Genomic DNA, 19,270 nt, shown 5'->3' on the forward strand with positions numbered 1-19,270 from the left:
AGTGTTTTCTAATTATTCTGTTGGTGGCAACAATACTTTGTCAATTACATGAACAATACCATTTCCTGCTGGAATGCTTGCTAATATTTTAGCGCCTCCAATCATAGGTTCACCGTCAATAACTTCTACTGTCAAACTTTGATTGTTTGCTTGACCCAGTTTTTTGAACTTGGTTAAAAATTCTTTAGAATAGTTACCTGGGGTTACATGGTACTTCAAAATATTTGCTAAAGCATCCTTGTTTTCAGGTTTCAACAAATCTTCAACAGTTCCTTCTGGCAAAGCTGCAAACGCTTCATTTGTTGGTGCAAAAACCATTAAAGGTCCTGCATTAACAAGTGCATTTTCTAATTGTGCAGCTTGAACCGCAGCAACTAGTGTTGTATGGTCTGGGGAACCTATTGCTATTTGTAATACATTTGGAGTTGACCCATCATCTTCAATAAAAGCCTGACCAGTTCGTTCTGTTGTTTCTGTAGCTGCTGGTTTGTCAGCTTCAACCGAAGTCCCTTCAGCGTTTTCATTCTTACAGCCTAAAAAAAGTGATAAGCAAAAGGCCGAAAGCATTAGTTTTTTAATTGGTTTCATAGTTTTTGGTTATTATAAGGTTCTAAAATATTCTAATACAGCTCTAGCCTCCTCTTCCGTAAGGTTCTGATTAGCCATTGGAGACCCATTAAATTCCATTAATAATTCTTTAGATAATGGATCTTCTTTAACCATTTGTTCAGGATTCAAAATCATGTTCATAACCCATTCTGGCGTTCTGCGCTCCAAAATACCTGTTGGTGCAGGTCCAATAAATTTCTTGTCAACCCTATGGCAAGCGGTACACATTTTTTGGTAAATGTCAGCACCTTTATCAGCCATGGCCTGATCTATATTAGCATCCAAAGTTAGCGAGGTAATTGGCCCAACACCTTTACTAGTTAAGTCAACGCGTTTAGAAGGCGGTACTACCGCTTCTTTTGGTGTTGTAGTTGTTGTTTCTGTTTTAGGAGCTTTTTTGTCATAAGAAAAAGTTTCTTTTTTCTTCTCTTCCTTTCCGCCGCAACCAATTAAGGCGATTGCGAATAATAATGTCATTAGTTTTAGTGATGTTCTCATAGTGTATTTAAAATTTATAGGTCAAAAGTAAGAATAAAGCTGAATGAAAAATATGACAAAAATCATATTTCAAATATATTTAGGATAATATTATCCCTTTTTACCATCAACCTGATTTATAATACCTTAAAATAGGGAAAAACATAAAAAAAGCCAAGCTATTTGCCCGGCTCTTTCTCTTCAATAAAAAAAATTACTATGAAATTACTATGAAAATTAAATTTTAAATGTCATTACTGGCAATGTGGAATGGTTGGCTATATCCTCTGAAATACTGCCTTCAAAAAAATGAGCAATTCCTTTTCTACCGTGCGTAGCAATTGCTACCAGATCAGCACCAATCAGGTTAGCAAAGTTTGAAATGCCATTTTCTACCGTATAATCACTGACATAAGTGACTTTTGATAAACTTTCTAAATCACCTTCTGCTTTTTTAAGGAATGCAACAATTTTGCCTTCCATCTCTGCAGTACTCTTAAAGTTTTCTCCGGGTAAGTTAACGTACACCATATTCATATTTGCACCTAAAATTCTGCACATATCTTTTGCTTTAAGATAAGCAGAAACAGAATCGTCTGAAAAATCCGATGCAAAAACAATAGTTTCAAATTCGGTTAAAATAGGATTATGCTTAATAACCAAAACGGGTATATCTGAATAGCGAACTACCTTTTCAGTATTAGAACCCACAAAGTATTCCTTAATTCCGCTGCTACCTTGAGATCCCATGATAATTAAATCTGCTTGGTGTGCTTTAGCAACCTCGTTTACTTCCCTAAACACTTTAAAGTGCTTTACAATTGGTGTAACTTTTACACCTTCTAAATAAGATTTATCTAAAAATTCGCCAAAACGTTTTTCGGCCAATTTTATTAAAAACAAGGATTCCATTTGGCCATCAGAACCTTTTGTTAAAATAGTTTCAGACATTTCTAGCATGTGCAATGCTAAAATTTCAGCATTATTTTTTTTGGCTAAAATGGCTGCTGTTTCTAATGCGTATTCCGAATATTCTGAAAAATCTATCGGTACAATTATTTTTTTCATGATGTGGTAATTTTATTAAAAACGAAAACAAATTGTTAAAACGTTTTTGGGTTGATTATGATTTAATTGATATCGTTTAATTTTAAATGGTCATTGAAAATAATTGTGATTCAGGTTGTTTTCTCTGAAGCAACAAATCGAAAGCCATACATACATTTCTAACATAAGGCTTTCCTTTTTCTGTGACCGTAATTGAATCCGTATTTATAAGTATTAAACCATCTGTTTCCAATTCTTTTAATTGAACTAAAACCTCTGGTAACTCTTTAAAATAATTTGAATTTAAGCTCCATTTGGTTTCAAAATGGCACATGAGGTTTAAAATATGACGTCTAATTATTAAGTCCTCTGAATTTAAAATATGACCTCTAAACACCGGAATAACATCGGTATCTAAACGCTTGTAATAATCTTCAATTTTCTTTTCATTTTGTGCAAAACCATACCAACTATCGCTAATAGCCGAAACGCCTAAACCTACCATAATTTGAGTCTTACTAGCAGTATAGCCCATAAAATTTCGATGTAGTTTTTTGGTCTCTGTAGCTTGATATAAACTATCCGTTTTTAAGGCGAAATGATCCATACCAATTTCCACATAACCACAAACATCTAATTCTTCCTTTCCTAATTCATACTGCTTACGTTTGCTTTCTGCTGAAGGCAAATCGCTATCCTTAAAACCGCGCTGCCCATTTCCTTTTATCCATGGCACATGCGCATAACTATAAAAAGCAATGCGGTCTGGCATTAATGCTTTGGTTTTACTAATTGTTTCAGCAACATGAGCTTCTGTTTGAAACGGTAACCCAAAAATAATATCATGACTTACTGATGTATAACCTATTTCACGGGCTTCTTCTGTAACACGCTTCACGTTTTCAAACGGTTGAATTCTATGAATAGCTTTCTGCACTGTTTCATTATAGTCTTGAACACCGTAACTTACCCGGCGAAAACCTAAATTATATAATGTTTGTAAATGTGCTTTCGTTGTATTATTTGGATGACCTTCAAAACTGAATTCGTAATTCTCTGCTTTTTTAGCCATGGCAAAAATGCCATTAATGAGTCGTTCTAAATTTTTAGGTGAAAAAAAAGTGGGTGTTCCACCACCTAAATGCAACTCTTTAATTTGAGGTGTGTTTCCTAATAATTCCACATAGAGTCGCCATTCCTTTAACACATAATTTATGTAAGGCGATTCTACTTCATGTCTAGTAGTAATGCGTTTGTTACATCCACAGAAGGTGCATAAACTTTCACAAAACGGTAAATGTATATACAGGCTAATACCTTCACTTTCATTACTTTCATTAAAGGATTTTTTTAAGCTATTTTCCCATTTGCCAATGGAAAAGGTAGCATCATCCCAATATGGAACCGTTGGATAGCTAGTGTATCTCGGACCCGCTACATTATATTTGTTTACTAGTACCTTTGTCATACCTCTCTAAATAATAAGCAAAACTAAAATCTTTTACACGATTAAAATATGATAATTATCATACAATAAAGTCCGTGTATTTCATTTTAAGTAAAAAAATATGTAACTTTCGGATAAACACAAAAACAAATAAATCAGATGAAAAAATTAAGCCTTTTAGCGCTTGTAGTTACTTTAGCGTTTGCTACAAGTTGTAAAAATGATAAAAAAGAAAATACAGAAATGGAAAACACAGAAACCGAAGTGGTTACTGAAACCATGACTGAAGAAGCCGTTGTAACTGCTAAAAAAGTAACGGCTGAGTTAAACGCAAAAAGCGGTAGTAATGTTACTGGAAATGTGGTTTTTAAAGAAGAAAATGGAACGGTTTCCATGACAGCTATTGTAAGTGGATTAGAGCCTGGTATGCATGCTATTCATTTACACGAAACAGCAGATTGTTCATCAGATGATGGAACCTCATCAGGAGGCCATTGGAATCCAACAGGCGAACCTCACGGAAAATGGGGTGATGCAGCAGGCTATCATAAAGGAGATATTGGTAACCTAGAAGCGGATGAAAAAGGAAATGCTACTATTTCAATGAGCACAGACGAATGGTGTATTGGCTGTGGCGATCCAGCCAAAGATATTATTGGAAAAGCAGTAATTGTGCATAAAGGTGTAGATGATTTTACAACACAACCTACTGGAGATGCTGGAGCACGTGTTAGTTGTGCTGGTATTATTGAATAAAACTATACTGAAATAATAATTAAAAGGCTGCCTTGTGCAGCTTTTTTTATTGCTAATTATTTCCTAATTTGGACACTTAATACAAACTATATGCAGTTAGAAACTTTGGTTTCACAATTTCAAGACAAAAACGAAAAAGCATTTGAAACGCTTTACAATATGTATAGCGAAAGTATGCATGGTGTTATTTATAATATTGTTCGTGATAATGACCTTGCAGAAGAAGTCATGCAAGATGTCTTTATTAAGGCTTGGAACAATTCAGCTTCATATTCTTCAAAAAAAGGACGTTTTTTTACTTGGATTCTCAATATCGCTAGAAATGCCGCTATTGATAAAACACGATCTAAAACCTTTAAGAATTCGAAAAAAAACCTTCAAGCCGATTTTTTCGTAGATATATTAGAAGATCAGGATAGCTTAAATGACAAAACAAATGCTATCGGTATTAAAAAATTTGTAGACAAATTAGCAAAAAAGTGTATTGAGGTAATCGAGTTATTATACTTTAAAGGCTATACACAAAAAGAAGCTTCTGAAACTTTAGATATGCCCATTGGCACGATTAAAACCAGAAACAGAAATTGCATCAATGAGCTACGAATTATGTTAGACGTAAATTAATGACAAATCAAGAATACATAGAATCTGGAATTTTAGAGCTGTATATAGCTGGTAGTCTTTCTGATGAAGAAAACGAAGCAGTTTATAACCAACTCCTTGAAAATCCAGATTTATTAGACGAGGTTTTAAAAATTGAAGCTGCCGTTATGCAGCTTACTGCAGCTGTTTCTCCTTCAGAGTCCAAACACTTATTTAAGGCTGTTAAAGAAAAATTAGGCTTGGATACGGATGCGGATTCTAAAGTGATTCCGCTACATCAACCTAAAACAAATTACTTGGCATATTCTGGCTGGGCAGCATCTGTGTTGCTAGCTGTAGGTTTAATGTACTTCTTTAATCAAAATAACACATTAAAATCTGATATTCAAGTTGTTGAAACAGAATTACAAAAACAAACTATTGATAATACCTTATTAGAAGAGCGTATAACTAAAACCACCGCAAACTTAACGGAAGCTCAAAAATTATTATCGGTTATACGGGATAAAGATATTCTTTCTGTTCCGCTTGCAGGTCAAGCTGTTTCGCCAGAATCTTATGCTAATGTATATTGGGATAAAGAGGGCAACACGGTTTATTTAGATGTGCAAGGTTTACCTGAACCTCCGGCTGGAAAAGTATACCAAGTATGGTCCTTAACCTTAAATCCACTTGCTCCTACTAGTCTAGGAACTATAGACAACTTTACCAGCAATACCAACAAAATATTTACCATAGAAAATGCCAATCAATCGGAAGCATTTGGAATTACATTAGAGCCTGCTGGCGGTAGTCCAACGCCAACTATGGAACAATTGTATACGCTTGGTGCTGTTACTTCAGAATCTTAATTTTTGCTCATGAGAATTAAGATTCTACTATGCTTAATACTTCCATTTTTTAGTTTTTCGCAAAAAACCTATCACTTTGATTATATGCTGACTTATGAGTTGGCTATTTTTAAAAAAGACACTATTAAGAAACAAGTTATTTATCTAACAAACTCTAAAGATAATAGCTATTTTGTAGAGATTGCGGTTGACGAAAAAAAACAATATAATATTCTTTTTAAAGTGCATGATTCTTTTGCCGCAGATGTTATAACCACTATTGCCGAATTTAACAAAGCAGAATTTATAAATATACCTTGCGAGTATTTAAGGGATTACAGTAATTCAAAAAAAAATGTTGCGGACATGTATGATTATAATATTTTGAATGACACCTTAATGGAAGGCCGAAATCATCAAAATTATCGTTTCAGAAGTACTTATAGTTCAAAAAACGTTTAAGAAAACGTGCTGGTTTCAATGTGTATATTATAGATTCTTTGCTGGGCGAACATGCACCCATTTTAACACACCCTACTGCTTATCACAAATGGAAAACGCATAACATTAATTTGCCTCAAGGCATCTACATAAAAAAGCTTTTTTATAACGAATATGATGTTTTAACTGAAGTGTCGAGTTTAACTTCTAGTTTTAAGATTGATAAAAAAATTGTTATTACTGGCACCTGCCACTTTTAATAGCTATTAGGTCTAGCGTATTTTATATCTAGTAAAATCTATAAAACAAAAAGCGCCTGTATAAAACAGACGCCCACAAACTAACAAAAACACTAAACAAACTGCTCAAAAGAACAAGCAGTTTGCTAGTAATTCTTATCATCAACAAACACTTAAAACTTGTAACTCACAATTCCTTTAATAAAAAACGGTGTACCAGGTGTGAAGGTAATTTCTTCCACAGGATCAATTTCATTTTGTAATCGCGTTTCTGTCGCAAATTGTGTTTCGTTCCATTCCGTATCAAATAGATTTTCAATGGCTACACCAACACTAATATTTTTATTGAAGGCGTAATTCATATTTAAATCGGTTACAAAATAACCTGTAGCAACAATTGAGTTGTCCTCATTAGCTGGCCTATCATCAATATATCGGTAACGAATTCCTGCAGAAAAACCATTTAAATCATTAATGGATAAACCACCTGTTAGTGTAAAATCTGGTGCTAATGGAATATAGTCCGCACCACTTGGTTCATCCACACTTCTGGCATGGGTTAAAGTTGCGTCTGTATCAAAATACAACCAATTTGTAAATTGGTAACGAAGTCCTAAATCTAACCCATAACGTTCTGATTTTCCACTAGGCTCTACAACACCTGCATCTCCTACATATACAAACTCTTGCTCTGAAAACAAATACCACAATGCTGTATTAACCACCATTTTTGGGAATGGTTTCCAAATAGCGCCTAAATCGGCACCGTAAGCTCTTGGTAAAATTTCTTCACCATTTTGCGCAACAACTACGCGCGCATCATTGGAATGGAAGCCTATTCCTGATTTTAAAAATAATTGTAAGTTTTCATTTTGATTATAAAAGAAATTCAATTTTGGACTTACTGTTGTTTTTGTTTCAGATAGTGTTTCATATTCTGCCACCAATGCATCGTTATACATAAATTTAAAATAGTCCAAACGTAAAGCTGGTGCTATAATAAATTTGTTCAGCTTAAATTCAGCATTAACATATCCAAACATATTGGTTTCGTTTACATTTCCTAAGGCTAAATAATTGAGTGTTTCGTTTCGGTTTAAGGTATGAGAAAGCTCTACATCATTAACCATATCATAACGCATACCAAAACCAGATGTAATTTTGGTATCTACTTCACCTACATGTGTGTCCTTTATGAAAGCGGTATTAAACCCGAAAATATCACGACTTTCAAATTGCTTAATCTGATCGCCATTAATAGGGTCTTCTAAAAAGAAGGTGAAATTGGAATACAACTCAAAACCATACTTAGAGTAAAATACATTGGATTTAAATTGTAAGTCGTTATCTAAAATAGATTCATAAGCAACATTCACATTACTTCTTGAGGTGTTTCCACCTTCGGTATCATCAATAGAACCGAATCGTGAAATTAGCCCACTATCTACAGCGCGTTGTGGAATTTGCCCAGAAGCATCCCAACGACTTGTAAAATGTGAAACCGTTAGGGACAATTTATCATTACCTTTTAAATAGGTACTGAATTTTCCAAATAAATTTAAACGATTGAAATTTTGAGGCGAATCATAAGGACCATCAAACTCAATATATTCCAATGCCACATAAGCATTAGAGCGTTTGTTGTTTTTCAATAAATCAAACATACCTAATGTTCTTATTGAGTTAAATTGCCCGAAACTTAAACTAACTTCACTTCCATTAATATTATCTTTCGTGTTAAAATCTACGTATCCCGCAGTTGCAAAATCACCTTTATTAGCATAATATGGTCCTTTACCAAAATTAATATTATTGATGGTTTCCGGAATTACAAAATGTAAATCGCTATACCCTTGACCATGTGCGTGAGACACCATATTTACTGGCATTCCGTCTACAGACAAACTTATATCAGTTCCGTGATCTATATCAAAACCACGTAAAAATATTTGCTCGGCTTTTCCACCTCCGGCATGTTGACCAATAATTAATCCTGGTACTTTACGTAATATTTCTTGTGATGAGTTTACAGGATTGGTTTCCAAATCTACTCTGGCAATACTGTTCATGGCATTTACCTGTTCGGTAATAACTAATTCATTTAAAAGAATTGTTTTACTCTTTAAAACAACTTGAACACCATTTTTTAAATGATCTTGATTGAGAATAACAGACATTTTTTCATAACCTAATAAACCAATGGTTAAAGAATCGCCTTGATTATTATTTTCTATGATAAACGTTCCGTTTGATAATGTGTGCGCGTGACTAGAGGTGTTAATATTATATACATAAGCGTTTTCAATAGGTTGTCCCTCATCATCATGTACAACACCTTTTACCGTTTGAGCATGAGCTATTTGAGTCATGATAAACACGGCAAATAAATATTTAATTACTGTTTTAGTTAGCATAATTGGTTTGGTTTAATAGGTTAGATTCTTGAAATTTCTTGAGATAAAACAGGTCCTAATTCATACGAACTAGACTCCAATTCGGGTTTTAGTTTTTGCGCTTTTTCAGTTAATCCATTTGCCTTATAAATTAGGGCTAAATGATAAATGGCAAGAGGTTCAAAAGTATTACCAATAACGAACTCTTCCATAATACTTAACGCTTTTTTAACATTTCCGTTTTTATAATAACTCCATGCTAATAAATCATAGGACATAGCCGTTGGACGGTTTTGAATTTCTTTCTTTGCCAATTGTAAAGCTGCTTCATGTTGATCTTCAGAGTCCACAAAAAGTTCAATATTATATGCATTATACATATCTCCATAAGAGTCATTTGAAACTAAGGCTAAATACATATCAATATTACCTTCTTTGGCTTGTTTGTTTTTCATGAAATCCGCAATTTCAGCTTTCAATAAATACAAATCTGGCACTTGGTAATTTTGCGTTAAGGTGTTTAAAATACGTGTGGCTTCTTCTGGATTTCTTTCATAGGAATACACAATCCAAGCAATTCCTTTTTTAGCATAAGCATCATTTGGATTAATGGCAAGTGCTTTTAAATAATAATTATAAGAATCCTTTATTTTTCCAGCATGCCCATAAAAGTCGGCCAAATTGGTGTAAGCCCATTCTTTAGAGCTATTAATATTAGCACTTTCTGCCATAGCTGTGGCTTGTTCCATATACTTTATGGCTGAATCCAAATCGCCTTGATGATCGCTCCATTTTGACAAGCGAATTAAATAATCAAAATCACTAAAATCTTTTATACGTTCCAAATACGTTTTTGCTGCAGCTACATTTCCAAGTTCTAATTCTACATCAAAAAGCATTTTATACGTAGCTTCTATGTTTTCACCATTAGTTTTAGCTTTTTCCAGCATTGTTTTTGCTTCACGAAAACGGTGTTGAGAAATATAATTTCGCGATAGTGAACGCAAATAACCTACGTTATTATAATTGGTGTGTTCATTTACTGCTTTTAAATTTTTTTCGGCTAAAATTAAATGTTCAACCCTTCCTGTTATGGTAAATAATCGAGAATGAGACGCTGCAATTTTAGCTACATAAGGATATTGCGATGGTTCTTTTTCTAGCTTTTTTTTCCAAAATAAAAGGTCCTTTTCAGCTTTTTGCAACGCATCATTCTCGACTAATTCTAAATAACTATTGTAATCTGTTTTTTCGGTTATTGCTTTGGGTTGGTTGTCACAACTTGTAACAATAAGCATGCAAACAAATAATCCGATATATTGTTTTAAAGTTTTCATGTGTTGATGTTGTTTGTTTTGTTTGTTTTGTTTGTTTGTTTTGTAATAAAAAAATCAGGGCATGCCCTCACATGCCCTAATATAGAATCTCTACCAAGCGCTAGCTAAATATGGAAATTCATTTAAAAAATCTTTGTCATTTGCATCTACATTATCATTTGATAATCCTGGAAATTCTGGAGCTGTTAAGCCTGTTTCACCACCAAAAATCAATATCAATTCTACTGTAATAACATCATCCGTTAAACTTCGTCCTGTTAAAACGTTCGTTCCATCGTAAAATGTTGTTGGTCCATCTAAGGAAACATTAAGAACGTCTGTTGCTAATAAGCCTGTAAATTCTGCTGATGTTAACCCTAAAGCATTTGTATCTCCCGGATTGGCATAAGCAGGACTTAAACCTTCCAAATTGGTTTGGAACATGCTTTGAAATGCCGCATTTTGTTGTGTTGGGATTGTTTTATTAAACATGTTTTTACTATCCCCGGAAACGAATACAGTATTCACTGCTGGTCTTCCCATTTGATCTTGTTGTGCAAATACCCCAGAGAAATCAGGAGCAGCTGGACCTCCTTGTGCTGGTGTAAAGTCGTCGTCACTTGAACAACTAATTGTTAATGCTGCAATAGCAACAATACTTAATATGTATTTTAAATTTTTCATAATATCTGTGTTTTAAATTTGTTAGTTTATTATTGTTTACGTTTAGATTCTACCCACGTATTTATAGTTCCAGTACTACCAACAAGGTTTTTTGGAACTTCTACCACTATGGACATTACGTTAGATCCAGCAAACGTATCTGATCCTGGATTAGCAAATTCCGTCTCGTTTCCTGCTATAATATCACCATAACGTGCGAAATCCATAAAAAATGGATCATCTCTAGGTCCTGCAAAAAACTTCATTTGATTCGCGTTTTCAATAATGGCAGATTCTCCATATTGCGAAATATCTACACTTCCTTTAGCATTTTCTATAAGGATTGTACTATTAAGTCCTGTTGTAGAAGGCGCCGATGGCCCGAAGAAATACATTTTACCATTTCTTGGAATAGCTTGAATTACTAAATCTTCAATATTGTCTTGATCGGTATCAATATTAAATTCTATTAAAACGTTTTCGTCAAATGCTGCATCACTAGTATTTGCTGGACTTATCAACCCTTGAACGTTGGCGACAAAAACTAAATTGTCTGTGTTTTGCCCCTGAAAGGCGTAAAAATCAGTGATATCACTTGTACCACCTGCTACTGCTGGCGCATCGATATGATCGGCTGCTACCAAAAAGAAACCTGCTACGACTGCAACACCGATTCCTAAATAAATTTTCATGTTTTTCATAATTTTGAGTTTTTGTTAATTATTATTGACTCTCACACATACCTACGCAATAACTTTAAAGTCGGTTTTGTTAAAATTTTGTTAACATGATTTTTTAAGGACTTTTTAGATTAATACTCTATCTTTACACCCTCAAATAAACGAACATGAATCCATCAGCAAATGGCTGGATAAATAAATTATTACTCGTAGAAAATATTAGTACCAATCTTTCTACCCTATCTACAAACACCTTTTATAGAGAGCTTCGTCAAAACGGATTTATTTATGGAAGTAACGTAGGTGTATTTAATGACTATGTCTCTAATTCCGATTTTACAAGTGAAGAGATATGTAAAGTAAATTTAATTACGGCGTTTAATTATATTCATAGCACATCAGGCACTACAAGTAATTTTGTTGATAGTATTCTAGACTTTTACACACTTATAAACGCTTACAAGGCATCCTTCTTTTCCGAACTTTTAGGCGGCAAGAAAAATGTATCTACCCTTGAGAAAATCATTCATAAACGAGTTCAAATTGATGATAACATAATTGAAAGAAGTTTCAATTACTTTATTACCAATGCCTTATTATTTACGGATGTACTAGCCTATAAAACGTTTTTAAAAACAGAACATATATCAGAAGTTTACCTTCAAAATTTAGAAGCGGCAATTGAAACGGTCGTCATTCACACCTTAAATTCTAAAATTCTGAAAAGTGATTATGACGAAAGTTTAATAAATTTATTTGAACAGTCACGGAGATATCATGACTCAAAAAAAATGAGTTATAATGAAGCACTCTCCCATATTTCGGGGGATTTAGAAAAATATTATATTTTAGATATTGCGTGTATGGCAGCCTGGGGCGATACGATAATTGATAAGAAGGAATATGATTTTTTAAATAAATTATCAACCGACTTACAATTAGAAGGCGCTAATATGGATGAAGCCACACGTGCCATTAATGTGTTTTACGAAACACATAAAGATAAAATAGCCTTATTAAGCTCCAAGAATGTTGTAAAAACATTTTACAATAATTCTAGCGAGATGGTAAACAAATTAATTTCTAGAAATAGTAAGCGTTTATTAAAGGAACTTCAGGAAAGTAAGGATTTAATGAAGCTTTTAACGCAATCTACCATAAGAGAATTAAATGAAGACGAACAAAAACGCGTACACAACCAGTTATTAGATATTTTTAAATCTATACCAAGTTTAGCCATATTTTTATTACCTGGTGGAGCCTTGTTATTACCAATTGTAATAAAATTTATACCAAAATTATTGCCTTCAGCTTTTGATGATAACCGGGTGGATGATTAAGAAGCCCAAGTAACTATTTAATTTAAAGACGTTTTTTATTATTCCAACCAATTCTTAAAATCCTTAACTCGCTCACGAGCAACTATTACCTCTTGTTCGTTAAAGTTATTTAGTTTTATTTCTAAACGTGAATTGGTATAACTCACCATATCTTTTATTGCATGGATATTAATAAAGAATTTTCTACTAATTCTAAAAAACTGTTTTGGATTTAATTCGTTATCTAATTGCTCTAAAGTGGTATCCAAAAGATAGCTTCTACCTTGATTGGTATGCAAGTAGGTACCTTTATTTTCACTATAAAAACATTCTATTTCGTCAATTGTAAACAGCTTTAAATGCTGCCCAACTTTTACTGAAAAACGTTTCTTGTATTCTGGTTCCGATGCATTAACCAACAGATTTTTTATAGCATTAAAATCCAAAGCTACCTGTTGCTCTTTAAATTGATGTTCCTTAAACTTCTCTAATGCTTCTGCCAATTCATCGGTATCAATAGGCTTTAACAAATAATCAATACTATTTAATTTAAAAGCTTGCAGCGCGTATTCATCATAGGCTGTTGTGAAAATAATAGCAGATTTAACTTTTACGGCATCAAAAATTTCAAAAGATAAACCGTCACTTAATTGAATATCTAAAAAAATAAGATCGGGATGTGGGTTGTTATCAAACCAATTTATTGATTCTTCAACCGAATGCAGCATAGTTTCAGCTTGGACTCCTAATTTATCTAACATCCGTTGTAATCGTCTTGCTGATGGTTTTTCGTCTTCTATTATTATGACATTCATAGTGTTTTAGCTGGTTTAGATTGGTTTTATTTCTTATTATGGCGTTCCATATATTCCTTAATTTTACGTTCTTCCCAGTTTTTCCCTAAAACCCAATTTGGTAAAAAAACCGATAAACCATGGACTAACAATCCAAATCCCCAAAATGTAAGTGTAAAAAAATTCTTAAATTGAAAGTAACTTTCTCCAGGCTCCAATTCTTGTACATTTATTACCACAATCATTAAATTGATAACAACATATACAAATAAATGCGAATAAAAACCCTTTAATTTTTTTACTTCCGCTTTTGCCCGATCCAAGCGGTCTTGCGCTTCAAAATTAAAATTATTACTCATTAGTTCCATTTTTTTTGATTATTTTCTTTGTTTAAAATCTCTTGTATTTTGCGTTCTTCCCATGTTTTACCATAACCAAACACGGCAAAAGCATGAAACACTATACCCATACCCCAACCTAGCATTGGAAACCAAAACCATTGAAAACCCCAAGATGTTTTATAATTTAAAAAAATTAAAAAGGGAATAACGAGACAGTAAGATATCAGGTTTCCATAAAACCCTTTTATTTCTTCTACCTGCTTTTTAGCTCGATAATAAGCTTCTTCTTTATTTGTAATTTCTTGTGGCTCCATAATTGTTATTTGTTTTGTAAGCATGGGTATTGAGACCTTGAACACCGATGACTCTTGATTAATAAATACTTTTTTAGTTGTTAAAAGCGAATAGCGTTCCGTTATATTACTCAACCCTACTCCACTACTCTTTTTTAATACTTGTTTTGTTTGTAAGTTATTTTCGACTACCAAATTACCTTCGCGTTCATAAATTTTAATATGTAAAGGTTTGCTAGAAGTTACCATATTATGTTTTACGGCATTTTCCAAGAGCAACTGAAGTGCTAATGGCACAACTTTGCTGTCCGGATTGGAAGCCTGATTTGGAATATCAAAAATAATACTGTCCTCAAAGCGCATTTTTAATAGCAGCATATACGTTCTAGCAAATTCTAATTCCGCATCAACAGATACTAAATCTTTGTTTTTTTGTTCTAAAACATAGCGATATATTTTTGATAAAGACGTTGTAAATTGTTGGGCGTTTTCTGGATTTTCTTCAATTAAACTAGATAGTACATTTAAACTATTAAACAGAAAATGCGGATCTAACTGGTTTTTAAGCGCATCAAATTTTGCGGTCTGGGTTTGTGCAACGATTTGAGATTCTTTAACCTTTTTTTCTTGAGATTGCTTATAAAAATAAACCGCATGAAACGTAATTACAATGGTTAAGGTAATCCATAAACCAAAGGTATAACTCCTGTACGATTCATTGGCAATAAAGGTTTCAAAGCTTTTACCCTCTAGTGCCAAGGCTTCAAACATGTGCAAGAGAAATAAGCCAAAAAGCGTAATTATAACTGAACCAACAACACCTATCAGTATTCGTTTTAAACTCTCATCATCTTTCCAGTTACGTTTGCCTAAATATCCAAAAAAATACATGTTAGAAAATCCTAAAATAAAAGCATACAACTGATAAAACATAAGGTTTACAAGCAGATCATTAAAGCTATCAAACTCAAAACCACGAGATAATGCATTGCCAATCAAAAAAACCAAAACACCTATACCAACAGTGAGTAGTATATTTTTCATTAGTCTATTCATGATGTCGTGGGTTATTGTTGTTTAATATTATTTACAGTTAGCCAATACTTGTTCGGCACGTTCTTTCCCCCAACTTGGGTGAAAATCTGAAGCGGGTTTAAAGGTAACAAAAAGTTCTATGGCTCCAGCAATGTCTTCGCAGTACGGCTTGGTATCTTTACCAAAAAATTTGGCGCTACCCATTTCCCATTCTGCTTTATTAAGAACCACTCTTGGGTTTTTTGGATCTAGTTTATACGCTTGCTTATAAAGCTCATTTATTAAGGCGCTGTATTTCATGCCATACGTAGCACCATCAAAGGCCACCCAATTGGTATAAATTTGGGCTTGCATAACTAAAATTTCGGCATTATTTGGATTTATAGCTTTAGCCAAATCTATATAGTTTTGAGCTTTCTCTAATTGAGAAGTCAATACACTAACATCCTTTTCTGTCCAACTTTTTAAAATGTTAATTTGCGCAATATAATAAGCAGGAAGCCATTCATCTGGTTCCGCATCTGCAATGCGCTCAAAAAGTTGTTCAGCCCCATTCATATTATCAGACTGCCACAAAGAAAAAGCCTTTGTCATGCCTTTTTCAAAATTAGTTTGACCTTTAGTTGCTAAGCCTAATAAAAGCGTGCACGTGATTATAAGTGATTTCATAAGATTGTGTTTTTATTTGATAGAGCAAATATGCGCCAGAAATAAGATTTTACAAAAATCAACCTTCTCAACTGTCAGTTTTTGTGGATGAATTGTTATTAAACCCCAAACCAGTTACAAAACCCAATAAAACCAAAAAAACCGTATTAATGGTTCCTTGGATCCCTTTAATACGGCTGTAAAAACGATAACCGACCAATACAATTATTCAATTTTAAAATTTATCGGAATACTATATGGCACTTTTACAGGTTTTCCGCGTTGTTTTCCTGGTTGCATAATTGGCAATAAACCTATTATGCGTTCCGCTTCTTTCTCTAATTGCGGATCTGGACCACGCGATCTAATATTACTTACTCGTCCTTGGGAATCAATAATAAACATGACATACACCTTCCCATGAATTCCTAAATCTAGAGCTGATTCTGGATATTTGAAATGCTTTTGGATATGCTCGGTTATTTTCGCACTAAAACAATTACGCAACGCCACGTTATTTCCAGAACAACCAGGAAAAACAGGCACATCTTCTACAACGGAAAAAGGTACTGAAACCTCTTCTTCAATCTCTTCTACGACTACTTCGTCTACAGTTATTTCGCGCTCTTCAATACGATCTTCCTGACCAGATTCCGAGCTTTCTATTATTGTTTCTTCAATCTCTTCGGTATCTTCTACTATGGTAATAACTTCAGGAATTGCAGCAGATGCAGGAGGTGGTGGCGGAGGCGTTGCTTCAAGATTAGTAATAGGAATATCGTCTTCAATCTCTTCTGCGAATATCAAGAGTTCTTGATTAATGTCTGGTTGGTCGTACGTGCGATACTCCAATCCACGCCAAGTAAAAAACAGCATGATATTAAGACCTACAGCAAAATAGATAGCGCTGTTGCGACCAATTTCTAAATTTGGATTTTTTTTGAGTTCCATAATTTCTAGAGTTTAACTGAAATTAAATTACTCCAAATACCTGTAAAAAACTATGATTTAAATCATGTTTTACACTGTATGCCAAATAGTTAAATAATAATTGTTTACAAATTATTTAATTGATTATCTGTTCCTTTTTCACTAATTGTCCAGAAAAACCCAATAAAGAAAAACTGATCTGCGGCCGGTTTTAATGCACGACTTGCAAAGTTTCCAGTAACATCTGGTGAGTTGGCATATTGATATCCGTTAATATTATTAAAACCCAATGCATTATTAACAGATACATATAGTATTTTTTGTGGTGTTACTAAATACGCCCAATTCAAACTTAAACTGTTATAACTTTTTGTTTTTTGATTTAAAAACCCGTCTAAATTTGGATTGGTATAAGTCCGTCCAGAAGCAAAATTATAGCTTAAACCAATCTGACTTTTCCAGTTTTCAACCCAATATTTGCCTATTATGGAAAGATTATGAGTGTTTGCAAAATTTGGCGTAGCAGGTTCTGGATAATTTAAATAGTCGCGCTCGCTATCTAAAAAACTATAACTTACCCAATAGTCGATATTTTTTAAGCTTTTGTTATCACGCCAAAATAAATCGATCCCTTTAGCATAAGCAAAACCCTGATTATTAAAATCACTATTAAAACCCGCAAATTCCGTGTTATATTTTATTAGGTTCTTATAATCCTTATAAAAAGCCTCAGCCCTAAAAATTTGACCATCACGATTTAATTGATAATTCAATATATAATGCGTTGTTTTTTGAGCTTGCAAATCCTGTTCAAACTTTAAAATACTACTATCCGGATTCTGATAAAAATTACCATAAGCCCAAGATATTTGACTGTTTTTAGATGTTTTATAAGCCAATGACAAACGAGGCGATATTGTAACTTCATTAAACAACCCACTGTATTCTAATCTTAACCCACCTTTTAAAGCGAATTTTTTTGAAAATATAACATCCGCTTCTGTAAAGGCTGCCGAAATATTATTTTTAAATCCATAGGATAATTTAGCCGTTACAGGACTTTTATATTTCTCATTGAAGTCTGTGGAAAAATATTCAGCACCTACATGAAGTTTAAAACGATTGCTAAATCGGCGTTTCAATTTAAATTTAGCATGAACGGCATTTTCAGTATCATTAATATCATCTAAAAAAACTTGAATATCATTATGAGCATACGTATAACTTAACCCTCCAAAAATTGTCCAATTATCAGAAAGTACGCCTCGGTACGAACCATTAAAATAAAGGTTGTTATTTTTTAGTTTGTAGTAAACACCTTCTGGAACATTGATGTCTTCTTGTGTTAGCGCAAAACCACCTGATTCAAATGCGATATATAATTTCAGTATACCTGAATTGAACGGACGTCTAAAAACAGCTTCACCGGAACCACCATTAAATGGTTTATCCCATTCATTTCTATCGGGAAATACAGCAGTATAAGGCGCCAAGTTAATATAGGAACCATTAACACTTAAGGAACTCTTTTCCCATTTTTTAGTATGACCTAAAGAGCCACCAACACTCATGATTCCTATATCTGTTTTATTTTGTTCTGGTTCATTAATCGTGTTTAAGAGAAGTACACTTGATAATGCTTGGCCATATTCGGCAGAGTAACCACCTGTTGAAAAGGTGATTCCATCAAAAAGAAACGGTGAATATCTACCGCGTGTGGGAATATTATTTGTTGTTGGTGTATAGGGTGTAAATACCCGAATGCCATCAATAAATATTTGCGTTTCATTGGCATCACCTCCGCGCACAAATAAGCGGCCATCTTCTGCAACTGTAGTCGTTCCTGGTAATGTTTGCAATGCGCCAACAAAGTCACCCACTGCACTAGCCGTTGTAACTACATCCAAGGGTTTTAAAACGGATACTTTACTATTATCGCCAGCTTCAAACGTACCCGCTGAAATAACCACCGTATCCAAAGCATTAACATCTTCACGTAATTTAATGGTAATAGTTGTAAACATCGAAACGTCTGCTTCTAATTTATAAGTCTCATAAGACAGAAAGGACACAATTAATGTTTGTAGTCCAGTTTCTGAAGTTTGAAAATGAAATTCACCCATAGCGTTGGATGTTGTGCCATCATAGCTCCCTTCAATATATACGTTAGCACCTTCTATAGGAATATTTTTAGAATCTAGAACGGTTCCACTTATTTCAACTTGCGAAAAGGCTGAATAGGATATTAAGGATAGTAGAATGATGTAAACAGTTTTCATATTCGTTGGCTTTCATGTTTGATACAACAAATATGAATCTACCCATAACATTTTAAAAAATATTTGGACTCAATTGTAAATTTTAATAGCTGAAATGTAAAATGCCATTGATACTAATAATAAAATGCTA

General features: G+C 33.6%; 19 protein-coding genes. 5 read left to right on the top strand and 14 right to left on the bottom strand.

All coding sequences use genetic code 11. From position 1 onward, the window contains the following. Positions 1-12: 12 nt before the first annotated feature. From ACN0QX_RS06065 to hemN, 4 genes are all read right to left on the bottom strand, one after another. On the bottom strand, positions 13-588 hold the full coding sequence (locus ACN0QX_RS06065; RefSeq protein ID WP_417195881.1) for a fasciclin domain-containing protein: 576 nt from the start codon (positions 586-588) through the stop codon (positions 13-15). A gap of 12 nt (positions 589-600) precedes the next feature. Next, positions 601-1,107: a c-type cytochrome gene (locus ACN0QX_RS06070; protein WP_376860555.1), complete on the bottom strand. Its 507-nt coding sequence runs from the start codon at positions 1,105-1,107 to the stop codon at positions 601-603. 216 nt (positions 1,108-1,323) lie between these two features. Next, on the bottom strand, positions 1,324-2,154 hold the full coding sequence (locus tag ACN0QX_RS06075; protein ID WP_248400527.1) for a universal stress protein: 831 nt from the start codon (positions 2,152-2,154) through the stop codon (positions 1,324-1,326). 82 nt (positions 2,155-2,236) lie between these two features. After that, the gene (gene hemN, locus ACN0QX_RS06080; RefSeq protein WP_417195882.1) at positions 2,237-3,601 is read right to left on the bottom strand and encodes an oxygen-independent coproporphyrinogen III oxidase; all 1,365 of its coding nucleotides are present in this window, start codon (positions 3,599-3,601) and stop codon (positions 2,237-2,239) included. A 138-nt stretch (positions 3,602-3,739) separates the two neighbouring features. Here hemN and ACN0QX_RS06085 point away from each other — a divergent pair, with 138 nt between their 5' ends. The 4 genes from ACN0QX_RS06085 (at position 3,740) to ACN0QX_RS06100 (ending at position 6,231) form a co-directional block, all read left to right on the top strand. After that, positions 3,740-4,336 carry a superoxide dismutase family protein gene (locus ACN0QX_RS06085; RefSeq protein WP_248400530.1) on the top strand — a complete coding sequence of 199 codons (597 nt, stop codon included), beginning with the start codon at positions 3,740-3,742 and terminating at the stop codon, positions 4,334-4,336. 90 nt (positions 4,337-4,426) lie between these two features. After that, entirely contained in the window at positions 4,427-4,960 is a 534-nt protein-coding gene (locus ACN0QX_RS06090) for an RNA polymerase sigma factor (protein ID WP_248400532.1), read from the top strand. Then, entirely contained in the window at positions 4,960-5,790 is an 831-nt protein-coding gene (locus ACN0QX_RS06095) for an anti-sigma factor domain-containing protein (protein ID WP_417195883.1), read from the top strand. The genes ACN0QX_RS06090 and ACN0QX_RS06095 overlap by 1 nt, the downstream gene beginning before the upstream one ends. Before the next feature lie 9 nt (positions 5,791-5,799). After that, positions 5,800-6,231 (top strand): hypothetical protein, encoded by a 432-nt coding sequence (locus tag ACN0QX_RS06100; RefSeq protein ID WP_417195884.1) that lies wholly within the window; start codon positions 5,800-5,802, stop codon positions 6,229-6,231. Between the two features lie 391 nt (positions 6,232-6,622). Here the strand turns inward: ACN0QX_RS06100 and ACN0QX_RS06105 are convergent, their stop codons facing one another. The 4 genes from ACN0QX_RS06105 to ACN0QX_RS06120 all read right to left on the bottom strand — a co-directional run bounded on the left by ACN0QX_RS06105 (position 6,623) and on the right by ACN0QX_RS06120 (position 11,522). Beyond that, on the bottom strand, positions 6,623-8,863 hold the full coding sequence (locus tag ACN0QX_RS06105) for a TonB-dependent receptor (protein WP_417195885.1): 2,241 nt from the start codon (positions 8,861-8,863) through the stop codon (positions 6,623-6,625). 20 nt (positions 8,864-8,883) lie between these two features. Next, positions 8,884-10,179, bottom strand: coding sequence for a tetratricopeptide repeat protein (locus ACN0QX_RS06110; RefSeq protein WP_417195886.1), 1,296 nt, complete (start codon positions 10,177-10,179; stop codon positions 8,884-8,886). Between the two features lie 90 nt (positions 10,180-10,269). Next, positions 10,270-10,842 (bottom strand): DUF4331 family protein, encoded by a 573-nt coding sequence (locus ACN0QX_RS06115; protein WP_417195887.1) that lies wholly within the window; start codon positions 10,840-10,842, stop codon positions 10,270-10,272. Between the two features lie 29 nt (positions 10,843-10,871). Further along, entirely contained in the window at positions 10,872-11,522 is a 651-nt protein-coding gene (locus ACN0QX_RS06120; protein ID WP_256476244.1) for a DUF4331 family protein, read from the bottom strand. A gap of 146 nt (positions 11,523-11,668) precedes the next feature. Between ACN0QX_RS06120 and ACN0QX_RS06125 the strand changes: the two genes are divergently transcribed. Then, positions 11,669-12,841, top strand: a complete 1,173-nt coding sequence (locus tag ACN0QX_RS06125) for an LETM1-related biofilm-associated protein (RefSeq protein ID WP_417195888.1) — start codon at positions 11,669-11,671, stop codon at positions 12,839-12,841. A gap of 38 nt (positions 12,842-12,879) precedes the next feature. Here ACN0QX_RS06125 and ACN0QX_RS06130 read toward each other — a convergent pair whose 3' ends face one another. The 6 genes from ACN0QX_RS06130 to ACN0QX_RS06155 form a co-directional block, all read right to left on the bottom strand. After that, a complete protein-coding gene (locus ACN0QX_RS06130) occupies positions 12,880-13,635 on the bottom strand; it encodes a LytR/AlgR family response regulator transcription factor (RefSeq protein WP_248400539.1) in 756 nt (251 codons plus the stop codon). A 26-nt stretch (positions 13,636-13,661) separates the two neighbouring features. Next, the gene (locus tag ACN0QX_RS06135; RefSeq protein ID WP_417195889.1) at positions 13,662-13,973 is read right to left on the bottom strand and encodes a 2TM domain-containing protein; all 312 of its coding nucleotides are present in this window, start codon (positions 13,971-13,973) and stop codon (positions 13,662-13,664) included. Beyond that, the gene (locus ACN0QX_RS06140; protein WP_417195890.1) at positions 13,973-15,304 is read right to left on the bottom strand and encodes a 2TM domain-containing protein; all 1,332 of its coding nucleotides are present in this window, start codon (positions 15,302-15,304) and stop codon (positions 13,973-13,975) included. Before ACN0QX_RS06140 ends, ACN0QX_RS06135 begins: the two co-directional genes overlap by 1 nt. A gap of 27 nt (positions 15,305-15,331) precedes the next feature. Then, on the bottom strand, positions 15,332-15,952 hold the full coding sequence (locus tag ACN0QX_RS06145) for a tetratricopeptide repeat protein (RefSeq protein ID WP_417195891.1): 621 nt from the start codon (positions 15,950-15,952) through the stop codon (positions 15,332-15,334). 204 nt (positions 15,953-16,156) lie between these two features. Next, positions 16,157-16,882, bottom strand: coding sequence for an energy transducer TonB (locus ACN0QX_RS06150; RefSeq protein WP_417195892.1), 726 nt, complete (start codon positions 16,880-16,882; stop codon positions 16,157-16,159). A gap of 104 nt (positions 16,883-16,986) precedes the next feature. Further along, positions 16,987-19,140: a TonB-dependent receptor gene (locus tag ACN0QX_RS06155; protein WP_417195893.1), complete on the bottom strand. Its 2,154-nt coding sequence runs from the start codon at positions 19,138-19,140 to the stop codon at positions 16,987-16,989. Between the last annotated feature and the right edge of the window lie 130 nt (positions 19,141-19,270).

The organism is Bizionia sp. (assembly GCF_048259285.1).
Taxonomy (GTDB): Bacteria; Bacteroidota; Bacteroidia; order Flavobacteriales; family Flavobacteriaceae; genus Algorimicrobium; species Algorimicrobium hallyeonense.

Bases quoted from the DNA above. Each gene is read 5' to 3' on its own strand.
- ACN0QX_RS06095 (WP_417195883.1), top strand. From the start codon at position 4,960: ATGACAAATCAAGAATACATAGAATCTGGAATTTTAGAGCTGTATATA.
- hemN (WP_417195882.1), bottom strand. From the start codon at position 3,601: ATGACAAAGGTACTAGTAAACAAATATAATGTAGCGGGTCCGAGATAC.
- ACN0QX_RS06115 (WP_417195887.1), bottom strand. From the start codon at position 10,842: ATGAAAAATTTAAAATACATATTAAGTATTGTTGCTATTGCAGCATTA.
- ACN0QX_RS06090 (WP_248400532.1), top strand. From the start codon at position 4,427: ATGCAGTTAGAAACTTTGGTTTCACAATTTCAAGACAAAAACGAAAAA.
- ACN0QX_RS06085 (WP_248400530.1), top strand. From the start codon at position 3,740: ATGAAAAAATTAAGCCTTTTAGCGCTTGTAGTTACTTTAGCGTTTGCT.
- ACN0QX_RS06070 (WP_376860555.1), bottom strand. From the start codon at position 1,107: ATGAGAACATCACTAAAACTAATGACATTATTATTCGCAATCGCCTTA.
- ACN0QX_RS06105 (WP_417195885.1), bottom strand. From the start codon at position 8,863: ATGCTAACTAAAACAGTAATTAAATATTTATTTGCCGTGTTTATCATG.
- ACN0QX_RS06150 (WP_417195892.1), bottom strand. From the start codon at position 16,882: ATGGAACTCAAAAAAAATCCAAATTTAGAAATTGGTCGCAACAGCGCT.
- ACN0QX_RS06125 (WP_417195888.1), top strand. From the start codon at position 11,669: ATGAATCCATCAGCAAATGGCTGGATAAATAAATTATTACTCGTAGAA.
- ACN0QX_RS06065 (WP_417195881.1), bottom strand. From the start codon at position 588: ATGAAACCAATTAAAAAACTAATGCTTTCGGCCTTTTGCTTATCACTT.
- ACN0QX_RS06075 (WP_248400527.1), bottom strand. From the start codon at position 2,154: ATGAAAAAAATAATTGTACCGATAGATTTTTCAGAATATTCGGAATAC.
- ACN0QX_RS06130 (WP_248400539.1), bottom strand. From the start codon at position 13,635: ATGAATGTCATAATAATAGAAGACGAAAAACCATCAGCAAGACGATTA.
- ACN0QX_RS06110 (WP_417195886.1), bottom strand. From the start codon at position 10,179: ATGAAAACTTTAAAACAATATATCGGATTATTTGTTTGCATGCTTATT.
- ACN0QX_RS06120 (WP_256476244.1), bottom strand. From the start codon at position 11,522: ATGAAAAACATGAAAATTTATTTAGGAATCGGTGTTGCAGTCGTAGCA.
- ACN0QX_RS06155 (WP_417195893.1), bottom strand. From the start codon at position 19,140: ATGAAAACTGTTTACATCATTCTACTATCCTTAATATCCTATTCAGCC.
- ACN0QX_RS06135 (WP_417195889.1), bottom strand. From the start codon at position 13,973: ATGAGTAATAATTTTAATTTTGAAGCGCAAGACCGCTTGGATCGGGCA.
- ACN0QX_RS06100 (WP_417195884.1), top strand. From the start codon at position 5,800: ATGAGAATTAAGATTCTACTATGCTTAATACTTCCATTTTTTAGTTTT.
- ACN0QX_RS06140 (WP_417195890.1), bottom strand. From the start codon at position 15,304: ATGAATAGACTAATGAAAAATATACTACTCACTGTTGGTATAGGTGTT.
- ACN0QX_RS06145 (WP_417195891.1), bottom strand. From the start codon at position 15,952: ATGAAATCACTTATAATCACGTGCACGCTTTTATTAGGCTTAGCAACT.